Source organism: Streptosporangium sp. NBC_01469 (genome assembly GCF_036227305.1).
In the GTDB taxonomy this organism is placed as follows: domain Bacteria; phylum Actinomycetota; class Actinomycetes; order Streptosporangiales; family Streptosporangiaceae; genus Streptosporangium.
This window is the reverse complement of sequence record NZ_CP109465.1, coordinates 3,139,534-3,164,820: the sequence shown is the minus strand read 5'-3', so window position 1 is coordinate 3,164,820 and position 25,287 is coordinate 3,139,534. Positions and strand designations below refer to the sequence as shown.

Sequence of the window (25,287 nt, the reverse complement as noted above, 5' to 3'; positions counted from 1 at the left end):
GCGCTCGGCGAGCGCCCGGTGGCCTTCCCTCACTGGTGGCCGTGGTCGTTGTCAGAGGTCAACGGCCATGACCGCCGTCAGAGATCAGTGATCGTGGCCGTGGTCGTGACCGTGGCCGTTCTCACGGTAGGACGCCTGGGTCTGCGCGTTCAGGGTGCCGAACTTGACCTTCTCGGCCTTGTCCGTACGCCGATCGTTGATCTTCAGGACGTCGAGGCCGAGGTTGAAGTCGCTGCCGTAGATGTGGCCGTCGTAGTAGTACGCGGACCAGAAGCCGCCGCTGAGCGCGGGGGCGGTGTTGTCGGGGCCGCGCTCGAAGAACGCGATCTCCTGCGGCTTGGTGGAGTCGGTGAAGTCGACGACCGAGATGCCGCCCTGGTACCAGGCCTGGACCATGATGTCCTTGCCCTTGACCGGGATCAGCGAGCCGTTGTGCGCGACGCAGTTCTCGGTGTCGGCCTGGTGGCGAGCGATCTTGAAGTAGCTCTTGAAGGCGAACTGGCCGCCCTCGATGTCGTAGTAGGCGTTGGCGCCGCGGTTCGGGCCGATCGCCTCGTTGCAGGTGGCCGAGGTGCCGCCGCCGAGCTCGTCGGTGAAGATCACCTTGGTGCCCTCGTTGTTGAACGTCGCCGAGTGCCAGAACGCGAAGTTCTCGTCGTCACGGACCGTGGCGGTGACCTTCGGCTCGACCGGGTTGGAGATGTCCATCAGGATGCCCTCGCCCATGCAGGCTCCGGCGGCGATGTCCTTCTCCGGGTACGCGGTGATGTCGTGGCAACCGCTCGTCGCCGAGGTGCGGTAGGGGTAGGGCAGGGTCTCACCCGGGTTGCCGCCGCCGGGGAACAGGACCGGCGTGGCGGCGACCGCGGCGGACGCCGGGTCGCGCAGCGGAACCTTGATGATCGAGATCTTGTCGTGCGGCGGCTGGCAGTCGGGGAACGACGCGCTCGGGCTGTAGGAGGAGACGTACACGTAGACGTTCCTGCGGTCCCTGCCCTTGCCCGGGACCAGGGTCAGCGTGTGCGAGCCGCAGTTGGTCTCGACGGACTTGACGTACTTGGGGTTCTTCTTGTCCTTGACGTCGAAGATCCGGACGCCTTCCCACGAATCCTTGTTCGCCGCGCTCTGGCCGACGCTGCTGCAGGAGTCGTTGTTGCGCGACGAGTCGACGGCGGCGAAGAGAAGGTCGCCGTAGACCGCCAGGTCCATCTGCCCACCGGGGCAGACGACCGAGCTGACCAGAGAGGTCCTGCTGGGCTTCTTGATGTCGTAGATCGAGAAGCCGCTGTAGTTGCCGACGTAGGCGTAGTCGTCCTGGAACGCCATGTCGGTGTTGATGTCCGTCAGTGCGGCCGGCTTGACCACGTTGAGAACATGTTCGATGTTCGCGCTCTTGGCGATCTCACCGGGTGCCGGGATGTCGGCTGCCTGCGCGGGGAACGCGGCAAGCGCCGTCGCGACGGCGACCCCGGCCACGAACAGGAAGCGGCCGGTCAGGCCCTTCCTGAGGGGGGTGGACACTCGTGAACCTCCTTGACACATGCACCCAATAAAAGGTGCATAAACGGTTAAATGGTTCATGCTGTACGGTCGTCAGGCAAGCCGTCACAGTGTCAGCAACTGTTACCGGTGTGCGGTCTTTACGGACCGGCCCACCAGGGGTTACGGTCTTTCGCTACTGGACATTCATCAAGGAGGCCGGGTGCGCGTCGCGCTCATCGCCGTGATCGCCGCCCTGGCTCTCAGCGCGTGCAGCGCGTGCAGCTCGGAGCCCAAGCCGGCTCCGTCACCCCAGGCGTCGGCACCGGTGATCGTGCCGGGCAGGCCGGGTGAGGTCGCCAGGACCGTCGGCCCGAGCGAGGCCGCCACACTCGTGCCCTCGCCCACCGCCAACGCGGCCGACGTGACGTACGTCCAGAACATGGTCGTCCACCACCGGCAGGCCCTCGACATGGCCTCCCTCGCCCCGACCAGGGCCGAGCACGTCAGGCTGAAGAGCCTGGCCTCGCGCATCAAGGACTCGCAGGCGCCGGAGATCCAGTTCATGGTCTCCTGGCTCCAGCAGCAGGGCATGCAGGCTCCCGAACACCACGCCGAGCACGACGGCATGCCCGGCATGGCCTCGCCCGAGCAGATGGAGGCGCTCAAGGCCGCCTCCGGCAAGGACTTCGACCGGCTCTTCCTCCAGCTCATGACCGCGCACCACAGGGGCGCGCTCACGATGTCCGAGCAGGTCCTCGTCTCCGGCTCGCACCAGCGGATCGAGGAGCTGGCCAACGACGTCTCGGCCACCCAGAGCGCCGAGATCCGCAGGATGCAGGAGATGCAGGCCGAGCTCTGACGGCCCTCTCCGGCCCCAGGACCATGAACGACGCTTCAGGGCCGTGAACGACGGGCGTTCCCCGTACGGGCGCCCGCGGCGTGGAGCCCGACTACGAGCCGAGCCGCCACGAGTGGAGATATTCCTCCTGCTCGGAGGTGAGCTCGTCCATCTCGATCCCGGCCGCGGCCAGCTTGAGCCGCGCCACCTCCACGTCGACCTCCCCCGGCACGTCGTAGACCCCCGGCTCCAGCCGTGCCCGCTCGCGGACCAGCCACGCCACCGAGAGCACCTGCGCGGAGAAGGACATGTCCATGACGGCGGCGGGATGCCCCTCGGCGGCGGTCAGGTTCACCAGGCGGCCCTCGGCGAGCAGCAGGAGCCTGCGGCCGTCGGCGAGGACGTACTCGTCGGTGTTGGGGCGCACCCCCCGGTGGACGGCGTGCGCCAGGTCGTCCAGGGCGCGGACGTCGATCTCGACGTCGAAGTGCCCGGCGTTGGCCAGGATCGCGCCGTCCTTCATCTCCGCCAGGTGCTCGCCCCTGATCACGTCGCGGTTGCCGGTGACCGTGACGAACACGTCCCCGGCGCGGGCCGCGGCCGCCATCGACCGTACGTCGTAGCCCTGCAGCGAGGCGTCCAGCGCCTTGACCGGGTCGATCTCGGTCACCACGACCCGCGCCCCCAGGCCCCTGGCCCGCTCGGCGACGCCCCGGCCGCAGTAGCCGAATCCGGCGACCACCACGGTCTTGCCCGCGAGCAGGGTGTTCGTGGCGCGCATGATCCCGTCCATGGTCGACTGGCCGGTGCCGTAGCGGTTGTCGAACATCCGCTTGGTCCGCGTGTCGTTGACCGCCACCACGGGGAACCTGAGGGCCTTCTCCGCGGCCATCTGCCGGAGCCTGATGATCCCGGTGGTGGTCTCCTCGCACCCCCCGGAGACCGTCTCCAGCAGCTCGGTCCGCTCGGTGTGCAGGATGTTGACGAGGTCGCAGCCGTCGTCCAGGACGATGTCCGGGACGATGTCGAGCGCCTGGTGGATGTGGCGGTAGTAGGCGTCCATGGTCACCCCGGCCCGCGCGTGCACGACGACGCCGTAGTCACGGAGCGCCTCGGCGACGTCGTCCTGGGTGGACAGGGGGTTCGACGCGGCCAGGGCGATCTCGGCCCCGCCCGCCTTGAGGGTGCCCATGAGCACGGCGGTCTCGGCGGTGACGTGCAGGCACGCGGCGATCCGCAGCCCTTCGAAGGGCCGCTCGGCGGCGAACCGCTCACCGAGGGCGGTGAGCACCGGCATCGCCCGCGCCGCCCACCCGATCCTCAGCTCCCCCGAGGCCACCAACGGGTCGGCGGCGCTGTCGGCGCTGTTCACGTATCTCCCCAGTTCTGCCCGAACCTCTGTCTGCCCGAACCCCGGAATCGCCCGAAGGCCCCCGCGAAGCCGCGGGGGCCGGTGGAACTCGACCGCCGGTATCAGTAACGGTAGTGGTCGGACTTGTAGGGGCCCTCGACGTCCACGCCGATGTATTCGGCCTGGGCCTTGGTGAGCGTGGTGAGCTTCACGCCCAGGGCGTCGAGGTGGAGGCGCGCGACCTTCTCGTCCAGGTGCTTGGGCAGCACGTAGACGCCGACCGGGTAGTCGTCGGTCTTGGTGAACAGCTCGATCTGCGCGATCACCTGGTTGGTGAAGGAGTTGGACATGACGAACGAGGGGTGACCGGTGGCGCAGCCCAGGTTCATCAGGCGGCCCTCGGCGAGCACGATGATCTGCTTGCCGTCGGGAAAGCGCCAGGTGTGGACCTGCGGCTTGACCTCGGTCTTCTCGATGCCCGGAATCCGCGCCAGGCCGGTCATGTCGATCTCGTTGTCGAAGTGACCGATGTTGGACACGATCGCGTTGTGCTTCATCTGGGCCATGTGGTCGGCCGTGATGATGTCGAAGTTGCCGGTCGTCGTGACGAAGATGTCGGCGATGCCGACGACCTCCTCCAGGGTGGTGACCTGGAAGCCGTCCATGGCGGCCTGGAGCGCGCAGATCGGGTCGATCTCGGTGACGATGACGCGGGCGCCCTGGCCCTTGAGCGCCTCGGCGCAGCCCTTGCCGACGTCGCCGTATCCGGCGATGACCGCGACCTTGCCGCCGATCAGCACGTCGGTGGCGCGGTTGAGGCCGTCGATCACCGAGTGGCGGCAGCCGTACTTGTTGTCGAACTTGGACTTGGTCACCGAGTCGTTGACGTTGATCGCCGGGAAGAGCAGCGTGCCGGTCTTGAACATCTCGTACAGGCGGTGCACGCCGGTGGTGGTCTCCTCGGTGACGCCCTTGATGCGCGAGGCGACCCGGGTCCAGCGGCCCTCGTCGGTGACCGTACGGCGGAGCAGGTCGAGGACGACGCCCCACTCCTCCGGGTCGTTCTCGCCGGTGCTGGGCACGGCGCCGGCCTTCTCGTACTCGCTGCCCTTGTGGACGAGCATGGTGGCGTCGCCGCCGTCGTCGAGGATCATGTTGGGGCCGTCGTCACCGGGCCACGTCAGAGCCTGCTCGGTGCACCACCAGTACTCCTCCAGGGTCTCGCCCTTCCAGGCGAAGACCGGGACGCCCTGGGGGTTCTCCTCGGTGCCCTCGGGGCCGACGACCACGGCGGCGGCGGCGTGGTCCTGGGTGGAGAAGATGTTGCAGCTCACCCAGCGGACCTCGGCGCCGAGCGCGACCAGGGTCTCGATGAGCACGGCGGTCTGGATGGTCATGTGCAGCGAGCCCATGATCTTCGCGCCGGCCAGCGGCTGAGCCGCGGCGTACTCCCTGCGGATGGCCATCAGGCCCGGCATCTCGTGCTCGGCGAGCTGGATCTCCCTGCGGCCGAAGGCCGCAAGAGAAAGGTCGGCGACCTTGAAGTCCATGTGTGGTTACCCCTCTGGTTGATGGGCGGCGTTCGCCTCACACCCTCGCCCGTCGCGCTCGTCTCGCGATCGTGCTTCGCTCTGGGGCCGGGCCCGCCGCTCCACCGGAACAGTCGACGCCTGCGAGTTTAGGCGGCCGGAACGACTCCGCGCACCTTCTGAACGGGTAACCTGACACAAGAATGTAAGGCTTCCTGGAAAACCGCTGGAAAGAGGTCACCGATGCGGATCACCGAGGCCGCCAGGAAGCTGGGCATGTCCCCCCGGATGCTCCGCTACCGCGAGGCGCTCGGGCTGCTCCCTCCGATCAGGAACCAGGGCGCGCACCGGCGGTTCGGCCCCGACGAGCTCTCGGCCGTCGCCCAGGGCGTCGAGCTGGAGAAGCGGTTCGACATCTCCCCCGCCGAGCTGGCCTTCGCGCTGCGGACGCTGAGCGAGCCCGCGGTCGCGCAGGCCGTACGGGACCTGGGGCTGCGGATCGGCCGCCTGCAGGCACCCCGCAGGGCGCTGGACTTCGAGAAGGAGAAGGCGCTGCGCCTGCTCCGACGTCGCTCCCAGGAGTGACGACAACGGCTTCGCGGATCACGACAATTCCCTCATGGATCTGACCACCTCGCCGCCTCCGGAAGAACGGTTCGCGCGGAACCTGAAGCCGCCGGTCGCCACCGGGCTCCTGCTCATGGACATCGCGGCGGCCGGCGTTCTCAGCGTCCTGCTTCTCGTGCAGCTCTTCTCCCTCGAGGAGACATTGGGGGTTGAGCTTCTCGAACGGTTCTTCTCTCTCGAAGAGACACCGGGGGCCGAGATCGGCGCGGGGGCCGCGACGTTGACGTCGTGGGTGCACGACCCGGCGGTCCGGGTCGTCATGGGCATCCTGGCGACGGTGCCGCTCATGGCCCGCCGGATCACGCCGAGGCTGTCGTCCGCCCTCGTGCTCGTCGGCGCCGCGGGCCTGCTCGTCGGCGGGATCGGGCCTGGCGACATGCCGGTCGCGGCGTACGCGGCCGGCCTGCTGTGCTTCTACACGATCGTCAGGCAGCTGGGCCACGGCACGGCGTGGATCGTCGGCGGATCGACCACGCTCCTGCTCCTGGCCGCCGGCTGGTACGCCGGCGCGGGCACGGTGAGCCCCTTCGTCCTGCTGGGAGCGGCCCTGGTCGGCTCCCTGACTCTCCTGTCCAACCTGCACCTGAGCCGTACGGAGCTCGTGGAGATACGGGCGGACAACCTGGAAAGGGTCGGGGAACAGGCGACGACGGCCGAGCGGGCCAGGATCGCGCGGGAGATGCACGACATCGTGGCCCACTCGGTCTCGATGATCGCCGTCCAGGCGGAGACCGCGCCCTACACCCTCAAGAACCTGGACGACCAGGCCAGGCAGGAGTTCGCCGACATCGCCGCCTCGGCGCGCGGCACGCTCACCGAGATGCGCCGCCTGCTCGGCGTGCTGCGCGCGGACGTCACGGCCGCCCCGGAGACCGCGCCGCAGCCGGGGCTGGCGCGACTCCCGGAACTGGTCGAGTGGCACGACGGCGAGGTGGACCTCGACGTGATCGGCGAGAAGGTGCCGGTGCCCCAGGCCGTGGAGGTCTCGGCCTACCGGATCGTCCAGGAGGCGCTGACCAACGCCCGGGTGCACGCGCCCGGTGCCCGGGTGTCGATCGAGCTGACCTACCGTCCTGCCCTGCTGGTGTTGCGGATCGCCGACGACGGTCCCGGCCCCTCGGGGGACACTCCGGGCGGGCACGGCCTGGTCGGCATGCGCGAGCGCGCCCTGTCCGTCGGCGGCTGGTTCGGGGCCGGCCCGGGGCCGAACGGCGGCTTCCTGGTCCGTGCCGGGCTTCCGCTGCGGTGACGCCCTCGGCGAGGGGAGAGCCCCCGATCCGGGTGCTGATCGCCGACGACCAGCCGATCGTGCTGCGCGGATTCGCGGCGGTGATCGACGCGCAGCCCGACCTCACCGTCGCGGGCACCGCCCCCGACGGGGAACGGGCCGTACGGCTGGCGCGCGAGACCCACCCGCACGTCGCCCTCCTCGACATCCGGATGCCGGAGATGGACGGGATCGAGGCGACCCGCCGAATCCTGGAGACCGAGGCGACCAGGGTGATCATCATCACCACGTTCGACCTGGACGACTACGTGTACGACGCGCTCACCGCGGGAGCGAGCGGGTTCCTGCTCAAGGACGTCCGGGCGAACGACCTGGCCGAGGCGGTCAGGATCGTGGCGCGCGGCGACGCGCTGCTCGCCCCCAGGATCACCAGACGGCTGATCTCGGAGTTCTCCCGGCAGCGGCGGCCGGTGCCGACCGGCAGCCCGCTGACCCCGCGCGAGGCCGAGGTGCTGCGCCTGGTCGCCAGAGGGCTGTCCAACGCCGAGATCGCGGCACACCTCGTGGTCACCGAGCACACGGTGAAGACCCACGTGGCCCGGCTGCTGGCCAAGCTGGGCCTGCGCGACCGCACCCAGGCGGTGATCCACGCCTACGAGTCGGGCCTGGTCGTCCCACACGCCTGAGCCGTCCCACGTCCCGCGGGACCACGCGCCCGGCCCCCGTCCGGCTGCACACAGGTCCCGTACGGTGTCGCGCGACCTCGTACGACCCTCCGGCCGGACGCGGGAGGGCCCCGGCGGCGCGTGCCGCCGGGGCCCTCCCGTGAAGTCCGGGCGATCCGCCCGGGGGTCAGACGGCGCCGTTGACGCTGCTCCTGTCGAGGTCGGGCTCCAGGTAGATGACGCGGGCCTCGGGGACGGCCGCGCGGATGCGCTGCTCGGCCTCGTCGATGCCGCGGGCCACGTCGGCGGCCGTGTCGTCGTGGTCCACCGCGATCTTGGCGGCGACCAGGATCTCCTCGGGGCCCAGGTGGAGCGTGCGCATGTGGATGACCCGGGTCACCTCGGGCGCGCTCTCCAGGGCGTCCGCGATGCGGGTCTCGACCTCGGGCCCCGCGCCCTCGCCGATCAGCAGCGACTTGGTCTCGATCGCCAGGACGACCGCGATCACCGCGAGCAGGACACCGATCATGATGGTGCCGATCCCGTCCCAGACGGGGTTCTCGGTCACCACGGCCATGGTCACGCCGAAGAGCGCGAAGATCAGGCCGAGCAGCGCGCCCAGGTCCTCGAGCACGATGACCGGCAGCTCGGGCGACTTGGAGCGGCGGATGAACTGCACCCACGACTGGTTGCCCCGGACGCGGTTGGACTCGATGATCGCCGTCCTGAACGAGAACGACTCGGCGATGATCGCGAAGATCAGCACACCGAAGGCCCACGCGGGGTTCGACAGCTCCTCTTTGGCGGAGAGCTTGTGAATGCCCTCGTAAAGCGAGAACACCGCGCCGATGGTGAACAGCACCACCGCCACCACGAACGCGTAGAAGTAGCGCTCCCGGCCGTACCCGAAGGGGTGCTGTGGCGTGCGTGCCCGCTGCGCGCGCTTGCCTCCCAGGAGCAGCAGCGCCTGGTTGCCCGAGTCGGCCACCGAGTGGACCGACTCGGCGATCATCGATGACGAACCCGTGAAGAGAAACGCCACGAATTTGGCCACGGCGATCGCCAGGTTGGCCGCCAACGCCGCGATGATTGCCTTAGTACCGCCGCCCGCGCTCACGGCAGCCTCCGCTCAGCTCGTTAATCGGGAAAGACGAGACAAGGATCCTATTGCGAAACCCTTGCCCTGAGTTCTGTGATCGCCGACACGGTGGCCGGGTCGATCCCGTACCCGAGAGCGAGGTACGTACTCGCGAAATCCCCGAGCGCGATCAACGTGGCGAGCCGCTCCAGCGGGTGCGTCCCCTCCGCGGTGATCTGCGTGACCGGAACGCCGCGATCCTCCGCCAGCCGCACCGACACCTCCCGCTGCCGGGCGACCCGGGGGTGCTCCTCCACGTCACGCAGTACGAACAGCCGGAGCGACCTGCCGCTCTCGTCGGCGAAGATGTCGCGCTGGGCGAGCGGGCCGTCGAGGGCGCCCACCTGGTCGTGACCGGCCTCGGGAAGCTCTCCCCACATCGCCGGATACCTGCCGCTCGTATTGAGCCGACCGGCCCACCGGCGGGCCGCGACGGCCGCCAGCGGGGAGGACCCCCAGATCATCGGCACGGTCTCGGCGAGCTCCATGGCGAGTGACTTGCCCGGGTTGATGAATGACTCGCTCGCCGGGCGGCAGCGGTGGGCGAGGTCCTCCAGGCGCTTGGCCACCTCCTCGAACACCTCCTCGCCGATCTCGACCAGGCCGAGCTCGGCGGCGGCGACGACCAGCGGGACCGACAGCGCCCACACCGCGTCGCGCGCCTGCCCGCCACCCGCGACGGGCACGAACAGCGCTCCCGCCTGCCTGGCGATCGCGTGGAGCGGCGAGTCGGGCCCGCCGACGGCGAGCAGGCGGCAGCCCCGGCGTACGGCCTCGGCGGCCACCGCGAGCGTCTCCTCGGTCCTGCCCGAGTGCGACACCGCGATCACCAGGTCGGTCGCGCCGATCCAGCCGGGCAGCCGGTGCGACCTGACGGTCACGATCGGCAGCGGGGCACCGTGGCCGCACACCACGTTGAGGATGTCACCGGCGATGCCCGAACCGCCCATGCCGGCGACCACGACCGCCCGGGGCCGGCCGTATCCGGCGAGCGAGGACAGGCCCGACTCCAGGGCGGCCCTGCGGGAGGTGCGGACCTGCGCGGCCGAGTCGGCCACCGCCCGCAGCATGCCCGCCGGGTCGCCCTCGGTCGGCCGTTTCTGGTCATCGAGCCGATCGGGCTCCCAGTTCACGACTTCCGGGCCTCGTCGACCAGCAGGACCGGGATGTCGTCCCGGACCGGGTAGACCAGACCGCACGAGGCGGAGGTGCAGGACAGCTCGTCCACCTCGGGCTCGGCTCGTAGGGGGGACTTGCAGTTGGGACAGGCCAGGATCTCCAGCAGCCAGTCGTCGATCTTCACTCGTTCAGCTCCTCACGACAGCAAGGACCTCGTCCCTGATCGCTGCCATCTGAATCTCGTCGGCCGCCTCGGCGTTCAGCCTGAGCAGCGGCTCTGTGTTGGACGGACGGAGGTTGAACCACCATCCGGGGCCGGAGACGGTCAGGCCGTCCAGCTCGTCGAAGGTGACGCCGTCACGGGCGGCGAAGATCTCCCGGACCCGCTCCGTCGCCGCGCCCTGGTCGGCGACCGTGCTGTTGATCTCCCCCGAGGCCGCGTAGCGAGTGTATTCGGCGAGGATGTCCGAGAGCGGCTTCTCCTGCTCGCCCAGCGCGGCCAGCACGTGCAGCGCGGCCAGCATGCCGGAGTCGGCGAACCAGAAGTCCTTGAAGTAGTAGTGGGCGGAGTGCTCGCCGCCGAAGACGGCGCCGGTCCCGGCCATCTCGGCCTTGATGAACGAGTGCCCCACGCGGGTGCGGATCGGGCGTCCGCCGTGTTCGGCGACGATCTCCGGGACGCCCCTGGAGGTGATCAGGTTGTGGATGATCGAGGCTCCGGGGTGCCTGCCCAGCTCGCGGACCGCGACCAGCGCGGTGATCGTGGACGGCGAGACGGACTCGCCGCGCTCGTCGACGACCCAGCAGCGGTCGGCGTCCCCGTCGAAGGCCAGCCCGATGTCGGCGCCCACGTTGAGCACGGTCTTCTGCAGGTCGCGCAGGTTGTCGGGCTCGATGGGGTTGGCCTCGTGGTTGGGGAAGGTGCCGTCGAGCTCGAAGTAGAGGGCGGTCAGCTCGACGGGCAGGCCCTCGAACACCGTCGGGACCGTGTGCCCGCCCATCCCGTTGCCCGCGTCGACCACGACCCGCAGCGGCCGGATGCCGGACAGGTCGACCAGGGTGCGCAGGTGGTCGGCGTAGCCGCGCAGCAGGTCACGCTCGGAGACCGTCCCGCCCCCCGCGCCGCCGAGGGTGCCCGAGGCCAGGATCGCGGCGGCCCGGTCGCGGATCTCGACGAGCCCGGTGGCGTCGCCGATCGGCACGGCGCCCGCCCTGCACATCTTCATGCCGTTGTAGCGGGCCGGATTGTGGCTGGCGGTGAACATCACCCCGGGCAGGCCGAGGCTGCCGCTCGCGTAGTAGAGCAGGTCGGTGGAGCCCAGGCCCGCGTTGATCACGTCGGCCCCCCGCGAGGTCGCCCCCCGGGTGAAGGCCGCGGCCAGGGGCACCGACGACTCACGCATGTCGTGTGCCACGACGGCGGTCTCGGCCCCGGTCATCTCCGCGAAGGCCACGCCGACCGCCTCGGCGGTCTCCTCGTCGAGCTCGTCCGGCACGACGCCACGAACGTCGTACGCCTTGAAGATCTTGGCGAGGTCGCCCACTCCAGCTCCACCCTTTGCGTCGTGTTCGTGACCCCCAGCCTAGTAGGGTCAGCGGTCGCGCTGGGGCTGAGCGGAGCGGAGCACTCGCAGATGACCCCGGCGGCCGACCTCGACCCCCTGGCCGACCGGCTCGGTGCCGCCGCTCGGCGCGGGCCTGGCCGCCTCGCGGACCGCGTTGGCGAGGGCCTCCAGGTCGTCCGTGCTCGGCGGTGCGCCGTCGGTCGGCAGGCGGACCACCTCCCAGCCTCGGGGGGCGGTGAGCCGCTCGGCGTGCTCGGCACACAGGTCGTAACAGTGCGGCTCGGCGTACGTCGCCAAGGGCCCGAGAACAGCGGTCGAATCGGCGTAGACGTACGTGAGCGTGAAAACGGCAGGCTGACTGCACGCGGTGCGGGAACAGCGGCGGACGGGGCTCACGGTGGGACCGTATCCGGTAAGCGTCCGGGGCGCCACTATCTGAGCGCTCTTAACGAGCGTGTCGCCACAATTCGGACACGTGTCCCGGCTTCCACCCGCCTGTACGGCTTACACCCCCTGTCCGCACGCCTCCCCGCATCCACGCACCCGCCACGGCGCCGCCCCCTGCCGCACGCCCCCGGGCGGCCCCTCCGCACGCCCCCTCCCCTGCGGCCCCTCGCGCTCGCACGCCTCCCCGTGGCATCTCCCCTCACCCACGCACCTGCCGTCACACCTCCCGCCCGCCCGCGCTACGGTCACCGGCCCTCCCGCCCTCGTCCGGGTCACGTCTAAGCTGGGGCCGTGAGCCCGGCACCCGGCAGACCCCGTCCTCCCCGCAGGCGCGACAGACATGGTCGCGGCCTGCGCGGCCCGCTGGCGCCCTCACACGTGCCGATCGCCAAGGCCCGCAGCGAGCGGTTCGACGATCTCGTCCTGGACGCCGTCGACCGGCTCAAGCCCCGGTGGGCCAAGCAACTGTCCGCCGTGGAGTTCGCGGTCGAGGAGGTCCCGCCGATCAGCGAGCTGGGCGACGGCCCCGGGCTGCTCACCGGCGAGCCCATCCCGTTCGGACGGGCGGAGCCCGCCGCGGGGACCCGCCCGGCCGTCGTGATCATCTACCGTCGTCCCCTGGAGAGCAGGGCCCGCGACCGCGACCACCTGGGCGCGATGGTGCACGAGGCGGTGGTCGAGCAGGTCGCGGGCCTGTTCGGGCTCTCCCCCGAGTCGGTCGACCCCGGCTTCGACGACCACGACTGACCCGCCGCCCCGGCAGGACCACGCCCCCGCCGCCTCCAGAGGCCGCGGCCGGTCCGCCGCGCCCCGAGGCGACCGCGACGGTCCCGCCATCTCTCAGTTCTCAGTGCGGAACGGTTCAGTGCAGAACGTTCAGTGCAGAACGTTCAGGGCAGAACGGTTCAGGGCAGAACGGTTCAGGGCAGAACGGTCGCGGCGGACTCGGCGATCGGCGGGACCAGGGCCCACATTCGAGCGGGGGCCAGCGGCTGCACGGTCAGCGCCAGCCCGCCCTTGAGCCGCTCGTCCATGACGCGTCCGCCGTAGACCGGCCCCGAGCCGGGCAGCGGCTGTACGACCACCGCGAAGGGCCCGTCCACCTTCTTGAGCGTGATCTGCTTGGTCCGGGCGGCGGAGATCTCCACCTGGAACGGCTCGCGCGGCTCGCCATCGCGCGAAACCACCTGCACGCTCACCGTGCCCGCCGCGTCCGGCGCGGTCAGCAGCAGCCGGGAACTCACCTTGCCGCCCGCACGGTTGTCGGCGACGACGCTGCCCAGGTCGATGGGGGCCGCCCCCGCGGTGAAGGCCACGTCGGTCTTCGAACCGGTGCCGGTGGCGACGAGCCCGGCGACGATCGGGGTGTCCGAGGTGAGCACCAGCGCGGACGGCTCGCCGCCGATCCCGGTGGACAGGTCGAGGGTGGCGACGGACCCCCCGGGCACCTCGACGAGCTCGCGGCCCTGGAGCGCGTACGTCCCGTCGGGGGTGAGCGCCTTGATCTCCACCAGCGTGTCGAACTCCTCGGCGGAGGCGACGAGCAGCTCGCGCTTCCCGCCGCCGCCGGGGATGCCCGGTACGACGACGCGGGTGGCGGGGGCGGCGGAGACCGGCAGCCAGTCCACGCCGCGCCCGTCGTTCATGATCGCCCGTGCCGCGGCGGTGACCCGCCCCGAGCTGGTACGGACCTGGATCGCCAAGGCGAGCGCCGAGGGCGCGAGATCCAGGACCTTGATCGAGCGGCTCTGGCCCGGCTTGAGGGTGAACACGCCGCCGGTGTCGTCGAACACCGGGCCCTCGCCCGTGTAGACCATGATCTCCGCGATGGCCGGGGCGGGATCGGCGTTGGTCAGGTACAGCGTGACGTCCGCCGCGGCCGGTCCCGGCCCGATCAGCCAGGTGCTCGCCACCGGCTCGGTGCAGCGCGTCCCGGCCAACCCCCACTGCTCGCCCGACTTCTCCCTGCGGGTCTGCGCCACCTCCAGACCGGCGGCCATGCTCCCGGTGGCCGCGACGACGAGGGGCGGCGACGAGGCCGGTACCCCGTCGTGCCAGAGACGGCCGGGGACGTCGACGGTGGCGAGGGTCTTGTCTCCGGTGACGAGCGTCGCGGAGCCCGGCTCCCGGCTGCCGGGCGGGGCGACCACGCCGACGGAGGTGTCGCCGGGCGCCGGGCAGACGGCCGTCACCGAGGCGACGGGCACCTTCTCGAACCCCGGCGCGGGGGTGGCGACGGCCTGCGGCTGAGTGGCGTAGGCCACCCCGTACAGGGCGAGCAGGGCCACCAGGACCAGCACCAGCAGGCTGAACCGGTTCTCGATCAGGGATTTCACCGGGCGGCCAGCTCTCTGCGGGTTTCGGGCAGGTCCTGGGGGACGGCGGACTCGTCGGACTCGGTGCGCGAGCCCGGCGCGGCCAGGACCGAGACGATCAGCACCAGCACGGCCTGGGCCCAGAGCCAGCGGCCGTGCCAGGGGTCACCGGGCGGGGTGGCGGGAAGGGCGATCGGCTGGGTCAGCCGCCAGACGCCGACCGCGCGCGACAGGCTCATCCTCGCCAGCGAGGGCTGCGAGTCGAGCGCGTGGCTGATCTCCGGATCGACGGGCGCGGTGACCACGACGAACCGAACGCCGTGGGCGGCGAGGACCCGGGCGTCGTCACCGCCCCTGCCGGACACCAGCCCGGCCGCGGCGACGCGGACCAGCTCCCTGGGACCGTCGGGGACGGGGATGTCGGCCTCGCCGACCACCGGGGTGCGCCCGCGCAGCACGGTGAAGAGCAGGCCGCCCGGCGAGGCGCGCAGCAGCAGGGTCCGCTCGCCGCCCGCGGAGTTGTCCGCGGCGAGGGCGGGCACGACATCGCGTACGGTCCCGCGGAGCGGGCCGTCCACACCCTTGACGATCCACATGCCCGCCGCGAGCAACGGCGTGGAGAACGCGACCAGCACGACGCCGAACGCGGCGAGCCTGCGCAGTCCCCCCGCCGCCCGGAACTCCACGACCCTGTCGGCGGTGAGCGCGGCCACCACGAGCATGCCGGTGGCTGCGAAGGCCAGCGGCACCCCCGGCCAGGCGGGGGCCTCGACGTCGCCGTTGATCGAGGTGACGGTGGTCCTGCTGACCAGGATCGCCACCAGCACGCCGAAGAGCGCGACGCCCCAGCCGACCGCGATGACCATCCGGTTACGGCGCATCAGCAGCGCGAGCAGGCAGGCGGCGAGGAGGCCGCCGGTCACCCAGAGCGGCGGCATGCCGGGACCGCCGGGGCTGAGCAGCAGCAGCGACCCGGCGGGCAGCGCGGGGTCGACCAGTGCGGGCTGGTGCAGCCCGGCCTCCAGCAGGAGCTGCCCAGGGTCGGCGACCACCTGGGCCAGCCAGGGGAACAGCAGGGCCACGGGGACGGCGAACGCCACGAGCATCGAGACCGCGACGCCCCGGCGCGGGAAGGCCAGCGCGGCCAGCGCGCCGAGGATCGCGGTCAGCGGGTAGACCAGCGGGGCGAAGGCCGTGCCGACGGCGAGGAGGAGTCCCAGACCCCAGGCCGCGCGGCGGGCGCGGCGGCGCTCCCCGGCGAGCACGGTGGTGGCGAGCGCCGCGTAGACGGGCAGCAGCACGAAGACCACCGCGGTACCGAGCCGCCCCGCGGCGACCGCGCCGGTGGCGACCGGCAGGAGGGCGTACGAGGAGGCCAGCCAGACCCTGGTCCAGCGGCCGGGGACCATCGACCGGGTGGCCACGTACGCGGAGACCCCCGCCAGCGGCACGCAGCCGAGCAGCAGCAGCGACACCGCGAGCCACGTCTTGCCGAAGAGCACCGTGGAGAGCACGGCCAGCACCGCCACGTAGGGCGGAGCCCACGCGTCGGTGCCCAGGCCCACCTGGTGGTAGCTCGCGCGATAGAGGTCCCACAGGTCGGAGGCTCCGCCGATCACCGGGACGAGCGCGCCGCCGCCCAGCCTGGCGCCACCGGTCACCGCGCGCTCGGCGACCAGCGTGACCAGGGCGAGCGCCAGGAAGAGCAGGACGCCGGGGTTGCCGAAGACCTGCTGCATCACCCCGGCGTCGGTGAGCAGCTCCTCGCCGTCCTCCTGCGCGTGCGGCTCGGCGGCCAGCGCGTGGTGGCGTCCGGCGGACTCCACGAACCCGCCCCCTGCCAGGTAGTTCTGGGCCCTGTCGACGAGCCGCCGGTAACCGGCGCCCGGCGGGGTGAGGAGCCGGCTGACCGCCGCGTACCCCTGCCTGCGGCCCTTGGCCCGCGCCCGCCGGGCCTTGATCATCCGGATGGGATGGCCGAACACCGAGCCGAACGCGAGGAACTCGTCCAGCGCGTTGGCGGGCTGTTTGGCCACGAGGAACAGCACCGTGCGGAAGAGCGACCCGACCGCGTTGCGCACCAGCGCCCACAGCAGCGGGCGCAGGGGCAGGTTCGCCATGACGACGAAGAGGGCGTTGCGGCGGTCCAGGCGGCGGGGGTGGTCCCCGCTGGCGGTGATGCGGCGCCGCCGCCGGGTGGCGGCCTCGGCGTGCCAGGCGATCGCCCGGGTGACGTTCTGCACGCGGTACCCGGCGGTCCTGACGCGCCAGCACAGGTCGAGGTCGTCACGGAACAGCGGCAGGGCGGGATCGAGCCCGCCGATCTCGTCCCAGACGTCCCTGCGGATCAGCATGCCCGCGGTGGAGACGGAGAGCACGTCCCTGGTCCCGTCGTACTGCCCCTGGTCGAACTCGCGGGCCTCCAGGCCGGTGTCCCTACGGCCGGTGCGGTCGACGGTGACGCCGACCTCCAGCAGGAGCCTCCGGTCGAGCCAGTCGCGGAGCTTGGGGCCGAGCACCGCCGTCCTGGGATCCTCGTCGGCGGCCTCGAGCAGGATCCGCAGGGCGTGGACGTCCGGGGCGCAGTCGTCGTGCAGCAGCCAGATCCACTCCCGGCCACCGCCGGGGCCGAGCCGGTCGAGGACCTCGGTGACGGCCTCGCCGAAACCGGTCGAGCGCGGCAGGGTGAGCACCGCCCTGGAGCCGAGGGCCTCGGTCAGCAGCGCGGCGCTGCCGTCCCTGCTGCCGTTGTCGACCCCGACGACCCGGTCCACCGGGCGGGTCTGCCTGAGCAGGGCTTCCAGGGTCTCCCTCAGCCAGCGGGAGCCGTCGTGGGAGACGACGATCGCGGTGACGGTGTGGTGGGGGCGCTGGGGGTGCGGGGGGTCGGTGATGGACATACGTCCCGTGTTCAGGAGTGGTGGTGATCGGCGCGATAACGATACGGCACCCTCTGTCTGACTATGTCTTACACCTGGTCGCGGGCATGAAAAAAGGGTCACGCGACCGACGGTCACGTGACCCCATGGACATATTCGTCAAACGCCTCCGGGAGGCGTCACATACCTCTGCCAGACCGCTCGAACCGCTTCGGTACTTCCTCGGTGTCGACCGGTGTTCATGTGTTCATAGTGTTCGTCGGCGCGCGGACGTCCAGACCGTCCGGATCTCAGAGCGCTCAAGCCTTCCGGCCACCCGGTTCCCGGACGGCTCAGACCGCCTCACGCTTGATCCGGCGGCGTTCACGCTCCGACAACCCACCCCAGATTCCAAACCGCTCGTCATGCTCGAGCGCGTACTCGAGACACTCGGCACGCACCTCGCAGGAGCGGCAAACCTTCTTGGCCTCGCGGGTGGACCCTCCCTTCTCCGGGAAGAACGCCTCCGGGTCGGTCTGCGCGCACAAGGCGCGCTCCTGCCAGCCAAGCTGCTCTTCAGCGATGCTCTCCTGTGCGATGACCAGGTCGGCCACTGCACACCTCCCTGCCGCACGCCCGCAAAATTGGAGCCCCCCTATGAACGCCTCCCCCTTACCCACCCAGAGGAAGGCGTAACAACACGTGTGTAATTACACGCGCGTGCCCGGTGTGGCGTCAAGCGGCATGCTGGTATCCGGGGAAAGACCTGCTCTCCCCGGTTGTGGGTCGTGTGCCTGCCACGACGGCAATTGCACCAGGTGATCGCTGTGACCGCCAGGGGCTCAGTGCTCTCGGCGGTCGGAACCGTACCAGGACATGTTCTGATCCTGACCGGGGCCCACCCTCTCTCTATCCGGGGTTTCCTCATCCGTGACCTGACCTGGGCGTTGTTCGGGCTTGTAGATCGCCGTCGGGTCTATCGGCTGCGAGTCCCACGTCCTGGAGGCGGGCGCGGGAGCGCTCAGCGGGTCTCCCTGGTAGGCGCTCGGGTCGAACCGGAGCGTCGCCTCCGACTGGGGGTCCCACTGGTGGGACTGGTACGCCGGCGTCTGGGGGGCCTGGGAGGCCTGCGGAGCCTGAGGGTTCTGTGCGGGCGGGGGATTCTGCGGGGTCTGCGGGTGCCCGAACGGACCCTCGTAGCCCGGGGAGCCGTACTCGGGAACGCGCAACTGAGGCTCGGTGCCGCTCTGCTGGGTCTGCTGCTGGTAGCTCTCCGCCTGCTGGTAGGCCTGGGCCATCTGCTGGGACCTGAGATCCACCGGGTCGGGCGCCGGGTAGGCCGGGCTCTGCTCGGCGCCGGGGTAACCGCCGAACGGCTGGCCGTAGTTCTCCGGAGGCTGCGGGAAGGACTGCGGCGACTGACCGTCGAACGGCGGGCGCTGCTGGGCGTCCAGCGGCTGGCCCTGGCGTCCGTCGGCCGGCGGGTAGGACGTGGCCTGCTGCTCGGGCTGGTGACCGTAGCCGGGCGACTGCGGCTCCTGCTGCCCGAAGCCCTGCGGCTCCGGCTGCCTGCCGAAGCCCTGGGCCTCGGACCGCTGGTAGCCCTGCGGGTCGGCCTGCTGGTAGCCCAGCGGGTCGGCCTGCGAGTAGCTCGACTGCTCCGGCTGCGGGTAACCCGGCTGCTCGGCCTGCCGACGGGAACCCGACGGCTGCGGCTCCTGGCCGTACACCGGTGAGATCGGCGAGACCGGAGGAGCCGGGGACTCGACCTGCTGGCCGAAGAGCGGGTCGGACTGCCCGGAGGAGGCGGTCTGCCCGTAGTCGGACTGCGGCCGGTCCGAGTGATGGCCGTACGCGGAGGAGGGGGAGGGGTCGGGCTGCCGGCCGAAGCCCTGCGACTCGGGCTGCCCGTACGACGAGGGGTCCGAGTACTGGGAGTAGCTCGGCAACTGGGGGCTGGAGTGCCGCCCGGACCCCGACGACTGCGACTCCTGGCCGTACACCGGCGAGACAGGAGGAGCCGGGGACGCCGGGGACGCCGGGGACGCCGAGGATTCAGTCTGCTGGCCGAAGCCCTGAGACTCCTGACCGTACGACGAGGAGTCCGGGAACTGGGGATAGCTCGGCAGCCGGGGTTCCGTCTGGGCGTGCGGCTCCACCGGGGCGGCGTAGACCGGCGGGTCGTAGGCCGCGGCCGGGGGGTCGTACGGCTTGGCGGGGGCCGGGGGCTGGACGTCCGCCGCGACGTACGGGTTCGGGGTGTGGTTTCCGGCCGGGGAGGCGGGCTGCGGGTGGTTCTGCGGCTCGGGCTGCGCGTACCCCTGCCCCTGCGACTCCTGCTGCTGGGACGGTTGCGGGTAGGAACCGGGCTGGGGCGCGTACGACGGGTTCTCGGCGGGCGGCGCGTAGGGAGCCTGGGAGTATCCGTCACCGGTCTGCGGCGCGGGGGACGCCGGCGGCGGGTGGGAGGCCGCCTGCGAGCCGTACCCCTCCGAGGCTCCGGCGGAGCTGTGCGCGGGCGCCGGCGGGAGCGCGGGACGGTTGTACGGGGGCTGCGGAGCCGGGACGGGCGGGGCCTCCTGCTGATACCCCTGGCCACCTTGCGGCCCCTGATCCTGCGGGTATCCCTGGCCACCTTGCGGCCCCTGATCCTGCGGGTATCCCTGACCACCTTGCGGCCCCTGATCCTGCGGGTATCCCTGACCACCCTGCGGCCCCTGATCCTGCGGGTATCCCTGACCACCCTGCGGCCCCTGATCCTGCGGGTATCCCTGACCACCCTGCGGCCCCCGGGGGTGGACGCCGCTCTGGGCCTGGGGGTACGCGCCCTGCGGAACGCCCTGCCCATGGGGACCCTGGGGACCCTGAAGCCCCTGAGGGTGGCCCTGGAAGGGGGCCTGTCCCTGCGGGGGGACGGGCGGCCGGCCGTAGGCGTCGTACCTCTGCTCCTGCGGATGCTCCGGGGAGCGGCCGAAGCCGCCGTCGGCGCGGAAGGCGCCGGCGCGCGAGCCCGCCGGGATCGCCTTCGGCAGCACGTACAGCAGCGCGACCGTGGTCAGCCCGAGGGCGGGCAGGCCGACAAGGAGGAACTCGACCTTCCCCATGAAGCCCTCCACGCCGCCGAACAGCCCGGCGACCACGCCGATCAGGCCGAACAGCACGGAGAGCCCGAGCGTGCCGGCCACCACGAGTGCCATCACCTTCAGCCGCTCGATCGCCGGGCCGAGGTTGGTCGCCAGCAGCACGGCCCCCACGAGCAGCGCCAGGACGACCGGCGAGGTGAGCCGCCCCAGGGAGTCCGCCGCGCGCTCGGCGAAGGAGGACGATCCACCCCCGAACAGCAGGCGTTCGATGCCGACGAGAACGCTCGCGGACGCGAAGGCGACCATGAGCCACGCCGCCGGTCCCCGGAGCCGGCCTGCCTCGACATTGATCACAACTACCCCCATAGGGTCTTTAGGTAAACCCGGGTCAGTTTTGCACATGGCTGACTTTGCTGTCGGTGGTCCCAGGAAGCCCACCAACCCCATAAGTACTCCATTACACCCTATAAGCCCACATTTCGGGCGGCCAATCAGGCGATCCGGCCAGGGCGGGCACCCCTCATAACGATCATGAAAAGACTACTGTGAACCGCCCGCGGGCACCCCGCCAACAGGCTCGGCGACCTAGTGGAACACTGGACGGCATGCGCATCGTGTCCCTCGCCGGCGGAATCGGCGGTGCCCGTTTCCTGCGGGGCCTCCTCACCACCGCCCCCGATTCCGAGATCACCGTCATCGGCAACACCGGTGACGACATCAGCCTCTACGGCCTGCGGGTCTGCCCCGACCTCGACACCGTGATGTACACGCTGGGCGGCGGCATCGACGAGGAGCAGGGCTGGGGGCGGCGGCAGGAGTCGCACGTCGTCAAGGAGGAACTGGCCGCCTACGGCGTCGAGCCGCAGTGGTTCGGCCTCGGCGACCGCGACTTCGCCACCCACATCGTGCGCACCCAGATGCTCGACGCCGGATACCCCCTGTCCGCGGTCACCGAGGCGCTGTGCGCGCGCTGGCAGCCGGGCGTACGCCTCATCCCGATGAGCGACGACAGGACCGAGACCCACGTGGTCGTCTCCGACGAGCGGGGCCGCCGCGCCATCCACTTCCAGGAGTGGTGGGTGCGGCTGCGCGCCTCGGTCCCGGCCGAGCAGATCATCCTGGTCGGCGCGGACGAGGCCTCCCCCGCCCCCGGCGTGCTGGAGGCCATCGCCGCCGCCGACGCGGTCATCCTCCCGCCGTCCAACCCGGTCGTCAGCATCGGCACGATCCTGCAGATCAAGGGCATCCGCGAGGCCCTGGAGGGCAAGACCGTCGTCGGCGTCTCCCCCATCGTCGGCGGCGCCCCCGTCCGGGGCATGGCCGACGCCTGCCTGGCCGCGATCGGCGTGGAGACCACCGCGCAGGCGGTCCTCGAACTGTACGGATCGCCGCTGGTGGACGGCTGGCTGGTCGCGGAGGAGGACGCCGGGGTCGCCCTCGACGGCGTCGACGTCGAGGCCCGCCCGCTGATCATGCACGACGTCGAGTCCGCCGCCGCCATCGCCCGCGCCGCCCTGGACCTGGCCGCGCGGCTCGCGAGCCGGAACACCGAACCCCCGCCGCCGTACGAGGAGTCCCCCACCCCGTCGGCCCGCGAGGCCCGTGAAACCCGCGAGGCCCGTGAAGCCCGTGAAGCCCGTGAAGCCCGTGAGGAGGGCGCGCGATGAGCAGCAGGCTCAGGCGCGGGCGGGAGGAGCCCGCCGACGTGAGGCTGGAGATCTTCGCCGTCCCCGGCATGCCCGAGGTGCGCGAGGGCGACGACGTCGGGGAGCTGATCGCCACGGCCCTGCCCGACCTGCGCGACGGCGACATCCTCGTGGTCACCTCGAAGATCTCCAGCAAGGCCGAGGGCCGGGTGCTGCACGGCGTGACCCGCGCCGAGGCCGTCGACGCGGAGACGAGGCGGGTGGTCGCCCGCAGGGGTGAGACCGTGATCGCCGAGACGGCGCACGGGTTCGTCATGGCCGCCGCCGGGGTCGACGCCTCCAACACCCGCCCCGGCACGGTCGTCCTGCTGCCCGCCGACCCGGACGCCTCCGCCTCGGCCGTCAGGGCCAGGATCAGGGAACTGCTCGGCGTCTCGGTCGGCGTGGTCGTCTCCGACACCTTCGGCCGCCCGTGGCGCAACGGCCAGACCGACCTCGCCGTCGGCCTCGCGGGGGTGACCCCCGCGCTCGACTACCGGGGCATGTCCGACGACCACGGCAACGCGCTGGAGGTCACCCTGACCGCCGTCGCCGACGAGTTCGCGGCGGCCGGGGACCTGGTCAAGGGGAAGGTCGCGCAGACCCCGGTGGCGGTGATCAGGGGCCTGGCGGAGTACACCACCGAGGAGGACGGGCCAGGAGTCGGCGAGCTGCTCCGCCCGTCCGCCGACGACATGTTCCGGTACGGTTCGCGCGACGTGGTCTTCGCCCGCAGGACCGTCCGCGAGTTCTCCGCGGACCCGGTGGACGGCGCCAGGGTCCGCAGGGCGGTCGACGCCGCGATCGCCGCGCCCGCCCCGCACCACACGACCCCGTGGCGGTTCGTCCTGCTGGAGTCCGCCGGGACCCGCGAGAAGCTGCTCGACGCCATGCGGGACGCCTGGATCGCCGACCTGCGCGGGGACGGCTTTTCCGAGGAGTCGATCGCCAAACGGGTCAGGCGGGGCGACGTGCTGCGCGCGGCCCCGTACCTGGCGGTGCCCTGCCTGGTGATGGACGGCTCGCACACCTACCGCGACGACCGGCGCGACGCGGCCGAGCGGGAGATGTTCGTGGTCGCGACCGGCGCGGGGGTGCAGAACTTCCTGGTCCAGCTCGCGGTGGAGGGCCTGGGCTCCGCCTGGGTGTCGTCCACCATGTTCTGCCGCGACGTGGTCCGCGAGGTCCTCGACCTGCCGGCGGACTGGGACCCGATGGGCGCCGTCGCCATCGGCCACCCCGCCGCCCCGCCCAGGGATCGTGCTCCCCGGCGGGCGGCGGACTTCATCGTCGTCCGCTGACGCCCACCGGCTCCGGGCCTACGACCACCTCGGAGGCCCGACCACCTCGGCGGGTGCCACGGCCGCCGCCGGTTTCCCGGATCGCCGTTCGCGTGAAGCCCCGTGCCGGCGGGCTCCGGTCCGGCCCCGTGGGGCCGGACCGTCACAACTGTGAGACGGCGAACACGATGAGCGCGATCACGATGAGCGCCATGATCCGGCCGTCGGCACTTTCCATCGATGTACCCCTACCTGGAGAGAAGCAGGATTTCGTCACCCAGAGTAAGTCAATGACTACCGAAATTCCAGACACTCTCCGATCTTCCCGCCGGAACGATCCAGAGCTCCTGCCGGAGCGGTCGTCCGCCACCCGCCGGCAGATGGTTACGGGGCCTTGGAGCAGGTGGGATGGCACAGCCTCCTGGCGAGGGCCGACAGGAAGACGTCGATGATCTCTTCCGGGCGCTGGGCGACGTGCAGGGAGCCGTTGGTGACGGCGGTGACCTGGGTGAGGGCCGCGCGGTCGAGGTCGGTGCCGAAGGCGAGGACGACGACCTGGATCGGCGTCTCGGGGTCCCACTCGTCGCGCAGCGCCCGCACCAGCTCGGCGCCCGAGACGCCCCTGCCGTCGTCCTTGCCCGCCGTGATGACGACCAGGGTGTTGTTCATGCCCTCGTCGTAGACCTTGGTCATCTCCCGGAACCCGGCGAGGATCGAGTCGTACAGGGCGCTGGGCTCCTTGGGAGCGGCGCGCAGGGTCCGGGTCAGCTCCTCCAGGCGGCCACGCCGGACGACCTGCCCGCCGTCGGGCTCGACGACCGGGCCGACGCGCACCCGCTCGCGCTGGTCCCTGCCCCTGGCCGAGGAGAAGTCCCAGAGGCCCATGTGGGTGGAGTCGGGGAAGAGCTGCAGGCCGAGCCTGGCGGCCTCCAGGGCGACGGTCAGCCTGGTCTTCCCCTTCTGCCCCCTGATCGGCCCGGCCATGTGCCTGCCGGTGTCGGTCATGACCAGGATGTTGGTCGGCGGCGCGAGCCTGCTCCACGCCTCCAGCGCCTCGTCGATCTTGCCGGGCAGGATGGCCGGACGGGTGCGCGGCGCCTCGGTGGGGATCTCGGGGCCCGGCGAGTACGGGCCCAGGGAGCCGTCGGCCGAGCGGAAGCCCGCCCCGCGGGCCTCCTCCCGGGTCTCCGGGGAGCGCAGCCAGGCGGCGAAGGCCCGCGACCCGCTCGCCTTCGCCTCGTCGGACGCGGTGACCACGTACGGGTAGTCGAGGTTGATCGTCCCCTCGCGGGGGTGGAGGGCGACCACCGGGTCGTCGGACGGCAGGCGGTTGTGCGCCCACACCGCCGATTCCGGGACGATCACCACCGGCCGCTGCCAGAAGGAGCGGTCGTCGACGGTGGCGAGCATGCTCCGGTAGTCGGGCGCCGACCCCGCCTGCGCCCAGCGGACGAACGCGGTGAGCGCCCGGTCCGCCTCGGGACCGCTGCCGACCACGTCCCTGGCCGCGGCCACGGTGGCGATCCCGGCCCCCGCGAGCGACGGGTCGGGGACGCGGACCACGTCGGGCTCGTTCTCGGTCGGCCGGATCCGGCCGCGGGTGGTCGCGGGGAAGACCATCCGCCAGTTCATGTCGGTGCTGCCCATGGCGAAACGCCGGGCGAGGGACTTGCGGGTGGCGAAGACCAGGGGCGAGGTCGCCATGACGGTCTCGGTCCCGGCCAGGTTCGCGGCTCCCTGCTTGCGGGCGAGGCGGATCCAGGCCGAGGAGTCGGAGACCCAGCCGTCGGGGCGCCGGCCGAGCACCCCCGCGGTACCGCCGAGCAGGGTCCTGAGCACGGTGGCGGGCGGCTGCTCGGTCACCTGCACCAGCACGCACCGGCCGTCGGCACCGGCACCGCTCCGGTTGAACCGCCCCGCCGCCGCCATGACGACCGGGGCGATGTCGACGGCGGCGGCGACGTCGACCAGCACCGGGTCGCGGGCCGAGCACGAGCTCCCCACCCGGCCGGACACCAGGGCGGCGCTCCCCGCCAGGGCGACCGCGATCGCGACCGCCGCCAGCGTCAGGCGCACG

20 protein-coding genes are annotated in these 25,287 nt (G+C 71.5%); 7 read left to right on the top strand and 13 right to left on the bottom strand.

The genetic code is table 11. The features are described 5' to 3' along the window. Positions 1-84: 84 nt before the first annotated feature. On the bottom strand, positions 85-1,521 hold the full coding sequence (locus OG587_RS14445) for an LVIVD repeat-containing protein (RefSeq protein WP_329090516.1): 1,437 nt from the start codon (positions 1,519-1,521) through the stop codon (positions 85-87). A 181-nt stretch (positions 1,522-1,702) separates the two neighbouring features. Between OG587_RS14445 and OG587_RS14440 the strand changes: the two genes are divergently transcribed. After that, the gene (locus OG587_RS14440; RefSeq protein ID WP_329090514.1) at positions 1,703-2,341 is read left to right on the top strand and encodes a DUF305 domain-containing protein; all 639 of its coding nucleotides are present in this window, start codon (positions 1,703-1,705) and stop codon (positions 2,339-2,341) included. 91 nt (positions 2,342-2,432) lie between these two features. On the opposite strand, the gene OG587_RS14435 is transcribed toward OG587_RS14440, so the two are convergent. Then, the gene (locus OG587_RS14435; protein ID WP_329090513.1) at positions 2,433-3,692 is read right to left on the bottom strand and encodes an adenosylhomocysteinase; all 1,260 of its coding nucleotides are present in this window, start codon (positions 3,690-3,692) and stop codon (positions 2,433-2,435) included. 101 nt (positions 3,693-3,793) lie between these two features. Next, entirely contained in the window at positions 3,794-5,221 is a 1,428-nt protein-coding gene (ahcY, locus tag OG587_RS14430; protein WP_329090511.1) for an adenosylhomocysteinase, read from the bottom strand. A 222-nt stretch (positions 5,222-5,443) separates the two neighbouring features. On the opposite strand from ahcY, the gene OG587_RS14425 reads away from it, so the two are divergent. Genes OG587_RS14425 through OG587_RS14415 form a run of 3 tightly spaced genes read left to right on the top strand, consistent with a single transcriptional unit; the run spans position 5,444 to position 7,741 of the window. Then, positions 5,444-5,785, top strand: coding sequence for a MerR family DNA-binding transcriptional regulator (locus tag OG587_RS14425; protein ID WP_329090509.1), 342 nt, complete (start codon positions 5,444-5,446; stop codon positions 5,783-5,785). A 34-nt stretch (positions 5,786-5,819) separates the two neighbouring features. Next, the gene (locus tag OG587_RS14420) at positions 5,820-7,076 is read left to right on the top strand and encodes a sensor histidine kinase (RefSeq protein ID WP_329090507.1); all 1,257 of its coding nucleotides are present in this window, start codon (positions 5,820-5,822) and stop codon (positions 7,074-7,076) included. A gap of 26 nt (positions 7,077-7,102) precedes the next feature. Further along, positions 7,103-7,741 carry a response regulator transcription factor gene (locus OG587_RS14415; protein WP_329093859.1) on the top strand — a complete coding sequence of 213 codons (639 nt, stop codon included), beginning with the start codon at positions 7,103-7,105 and terminating at the stop codon, positions 7,739-7,741. 166 nt (positions 7,742-7,907) lie between these two features. Here OG587_RS14415 and OG587_RS14410 read toward each other — a convergent pair whose 3' ends face one another. The 5 genes from OG587_RS14410 to OG587_RS14390 are packed head-to-tail and all read right to left on the bottom strand — an operon-like array spanning position 7,908 to position 11,938. Beyond that, on the bottom strand, positions 7,908-8,837 hold the full coding sequence (locus tag OG587_RS14410) for a cation diffusion facilitator family transporter (RefSeq protein WP_329090506.1): 930 nt from the start codon (positions 8,835-8,837) through the stop codon (positions 7,908-7,910). Between the two features lie 47 nt (positions 8,838-8,884). Beyond that, entirely contained in the window at positions 8,885-9,991 is a 1,107-nt protein-coding gene (locus tag OG587_RS14405) for an SIS domain-containing protein (RefSeq protein WP_329090504.1), read from the bottom strand. Then, positions 9,988-10,161, bottom strand: coding sequence for a Trm112 family protein (locus tag OG587_RS14400; RefSeq protein ID WP_012888128.1), 174 nt, complete (start codon positions 10,159-10,161; stop codon positions 9,988-9,990). The genes OG587_RS14405 and OG587_RS14400 overlap by 4 nt, the downstream gene beginning before the upstream one ends. A gap of 4 nt (positions 10,162-10,165) precedes the next feature. Then, entirely contained in the window at positions 10,166-11,521 is a 1,356-nt protein-coding gene (locus tag OG587_RS14395) for a phosphomannomutase/phosphoglucomutase (protein WP_329090500.1), read from the bottom strand. 48 nt (positions 11,522-11,569) lie between these two features. Then, positions 11,570-11,938 (bottom strand): DUF3499 domain-containing protein, encoded by a 369-nt coding sequence (locus OG587_RS14390; protein WP_329090499.1) that lies wholly within the window; start codon positions 11,936-11,938, stop codon positions 11,570-11,572. 342 nt (positions 11,939-12,280) lie between these two features. On the opposite strand from OG587_RS14390, the gene OG587_RS14385 reads away from it, so the two are divergent. Then, positions 12,281-12,736, top strand: coding sequence for a metallopeptidase family protein (locus OG587_RS14385; RefSeq protein ID WP_329090497.1), 456 nt, complete (start codon positions 12,281-12,283; stop codon positions 12,734-12,736). A gap of 173 nt (positions 12,737-12,909) precedes the next feature. Here OG587_RS14385 and OG587_RS14380 read toward each other — a convergent pair whose 3' ends face one another. From OG587_RS14380 to OG587_RS14365, 4 genes are all read right to left on the bottom strand, one after another. Beyond that, positions 12,910-14,325 carry a DUF5719 family protein gene (locus tag OG587_RS14380; RefSeq protein WP_329090495.1) on the bottom strand — a complete coding sequence of 472 codons (1,416 nt, stop codon included), beginning with the start codon at positions 14,323-14,325 and terminating at the stop codon, positions 12,910-12,912. Continuing rightward, positions 14,322-17,204, bottom strand: coding sequence for a glycosyltransferase family 2 protein (locus OG587_RS14375; RefSeq protein ID WP_329090494.1), 2,883 nt, complete (start codon positions 17,202-17,204; stop codon positions 14,322-14,324). The genes OG587_RS14380 and OG587_RS14375 overlap by 4 nt, the downstream gene beginning before the upstream one ends. Before the next feature lie 311 nt (positions 17,205-17,515). Next, complete coding sequence (locus OG587_RS14370) at positions 17,516-17,776, bottom strand: WhiB family transcriptional regulator (protein WP_037969494.1); 261 nt, start codon at positions 17,774-17,776, stop codon at positions 17,516-17,518. 228 nt (positions 17,777-18,004) lie between these two features. Next, positions 18,005-20,599 (bottom strand): hypothetical protein, encoded by a 2,595-nt coding sequence (locus OG587_RS14365; protein WP_329090490.1) that lies wholly within the window; start codon positions 20,597-20,599, stop codon positions 18,005-18,007. Between the two features lie 251 nt (positions 20,600-20,850). Here OG587_RS14365 and cofD point away from each other — a divergent pair, with 251 nt between their 5' ends. Both cofD and OG587_RS14355 read left to right on the top strand, forming a co-directional pair. Then, on the top strand, positions 20,851-21,912 hold the full coding sequence (gene cofD, locus OG587_RS14360; RefSeq protein ID WP_329090488.1) for a 2-phospho-L-lactate transferase: 1,062 nt from the start codon (positions 20,851-20,853) through the stop codon (positions 21,910-21,912). Then, positions 21,909-23,231 carry a coenzyme F420-0:L-glutamate ligase gene (locus tag OG587_RS14355; RefSeq protein WP_329090486.1) on the top strand — a complete coding sequence of 441 codons (1,323 nt, stop codon included), beginning with the start codon at positions 21,909-21,911 and terminating at the stop codon, positions 23,229-23,231. Before cofD ends, OG587_RS14355 begins: the two co-directional genes overlap by 4 nt. Before the next feature lie 363 nt (positions 23,232-23,594). Here OG587_RS14355 and OG587_RS14350 read toward each other — a convergent pair whose 3' ends face one another. Beyond that, positions 23,595-25,286: a substrate-binding and VWA domain-containing protein gene (locus OG587_RS14350; protein WP_329090484.1), complete on the bottom strand. Its 1,692-nt coding sequence runs from the start codon at positions 25,284-25,286 to the stop codon at positions 23,595-23,597. Between the last annotated feature and the right edge of the window lies 1 nt (position 25,287).

Coding starts and splice junctions, on each gene's coding strand:
- OG587_RS14355 (WP_329090486.1), top strand. CDS start 21,909: ATGAGCAGCAGGCTCAGGCGCGGGCGGGAGGAGCCCGCCGACGTGAGG.
- OG587_RS14425 (WP_329090509.1), top strand. CDS start 5,444: ATGCGGATCACCGAGGCCGCCAGGAAGCTGGGCATGTCCCCCCGGATG.
- ahcY (WP_329090511.1), bottom strand. CDS start 5,221: ATGGACTTCAAGGTCGCCGACCTTTCTCTTGCGGCCTTCGGCCGCAGG.
- cofD (WP_329090488.1), top strand. CDS start 20,851: ATGCGCATCGTGTCCCTCGCCGGCGGAATCGGCGGTGCCCGTTTCCTG.
- OG587_RS14420 (WP_329090507.1), top strand. CDS start 5,820: ATGGATCTGACCACCTCGCCGCCTCCGGAAGAACGGTTCGCGCGGAAC.
- OG587_RS14375 (WP_329090494.1), bottom strand. CDS start 17,204: ATGTCCATCACCGACCCCCCGCACCCCCAGCGCCCCCACCACACCGTC.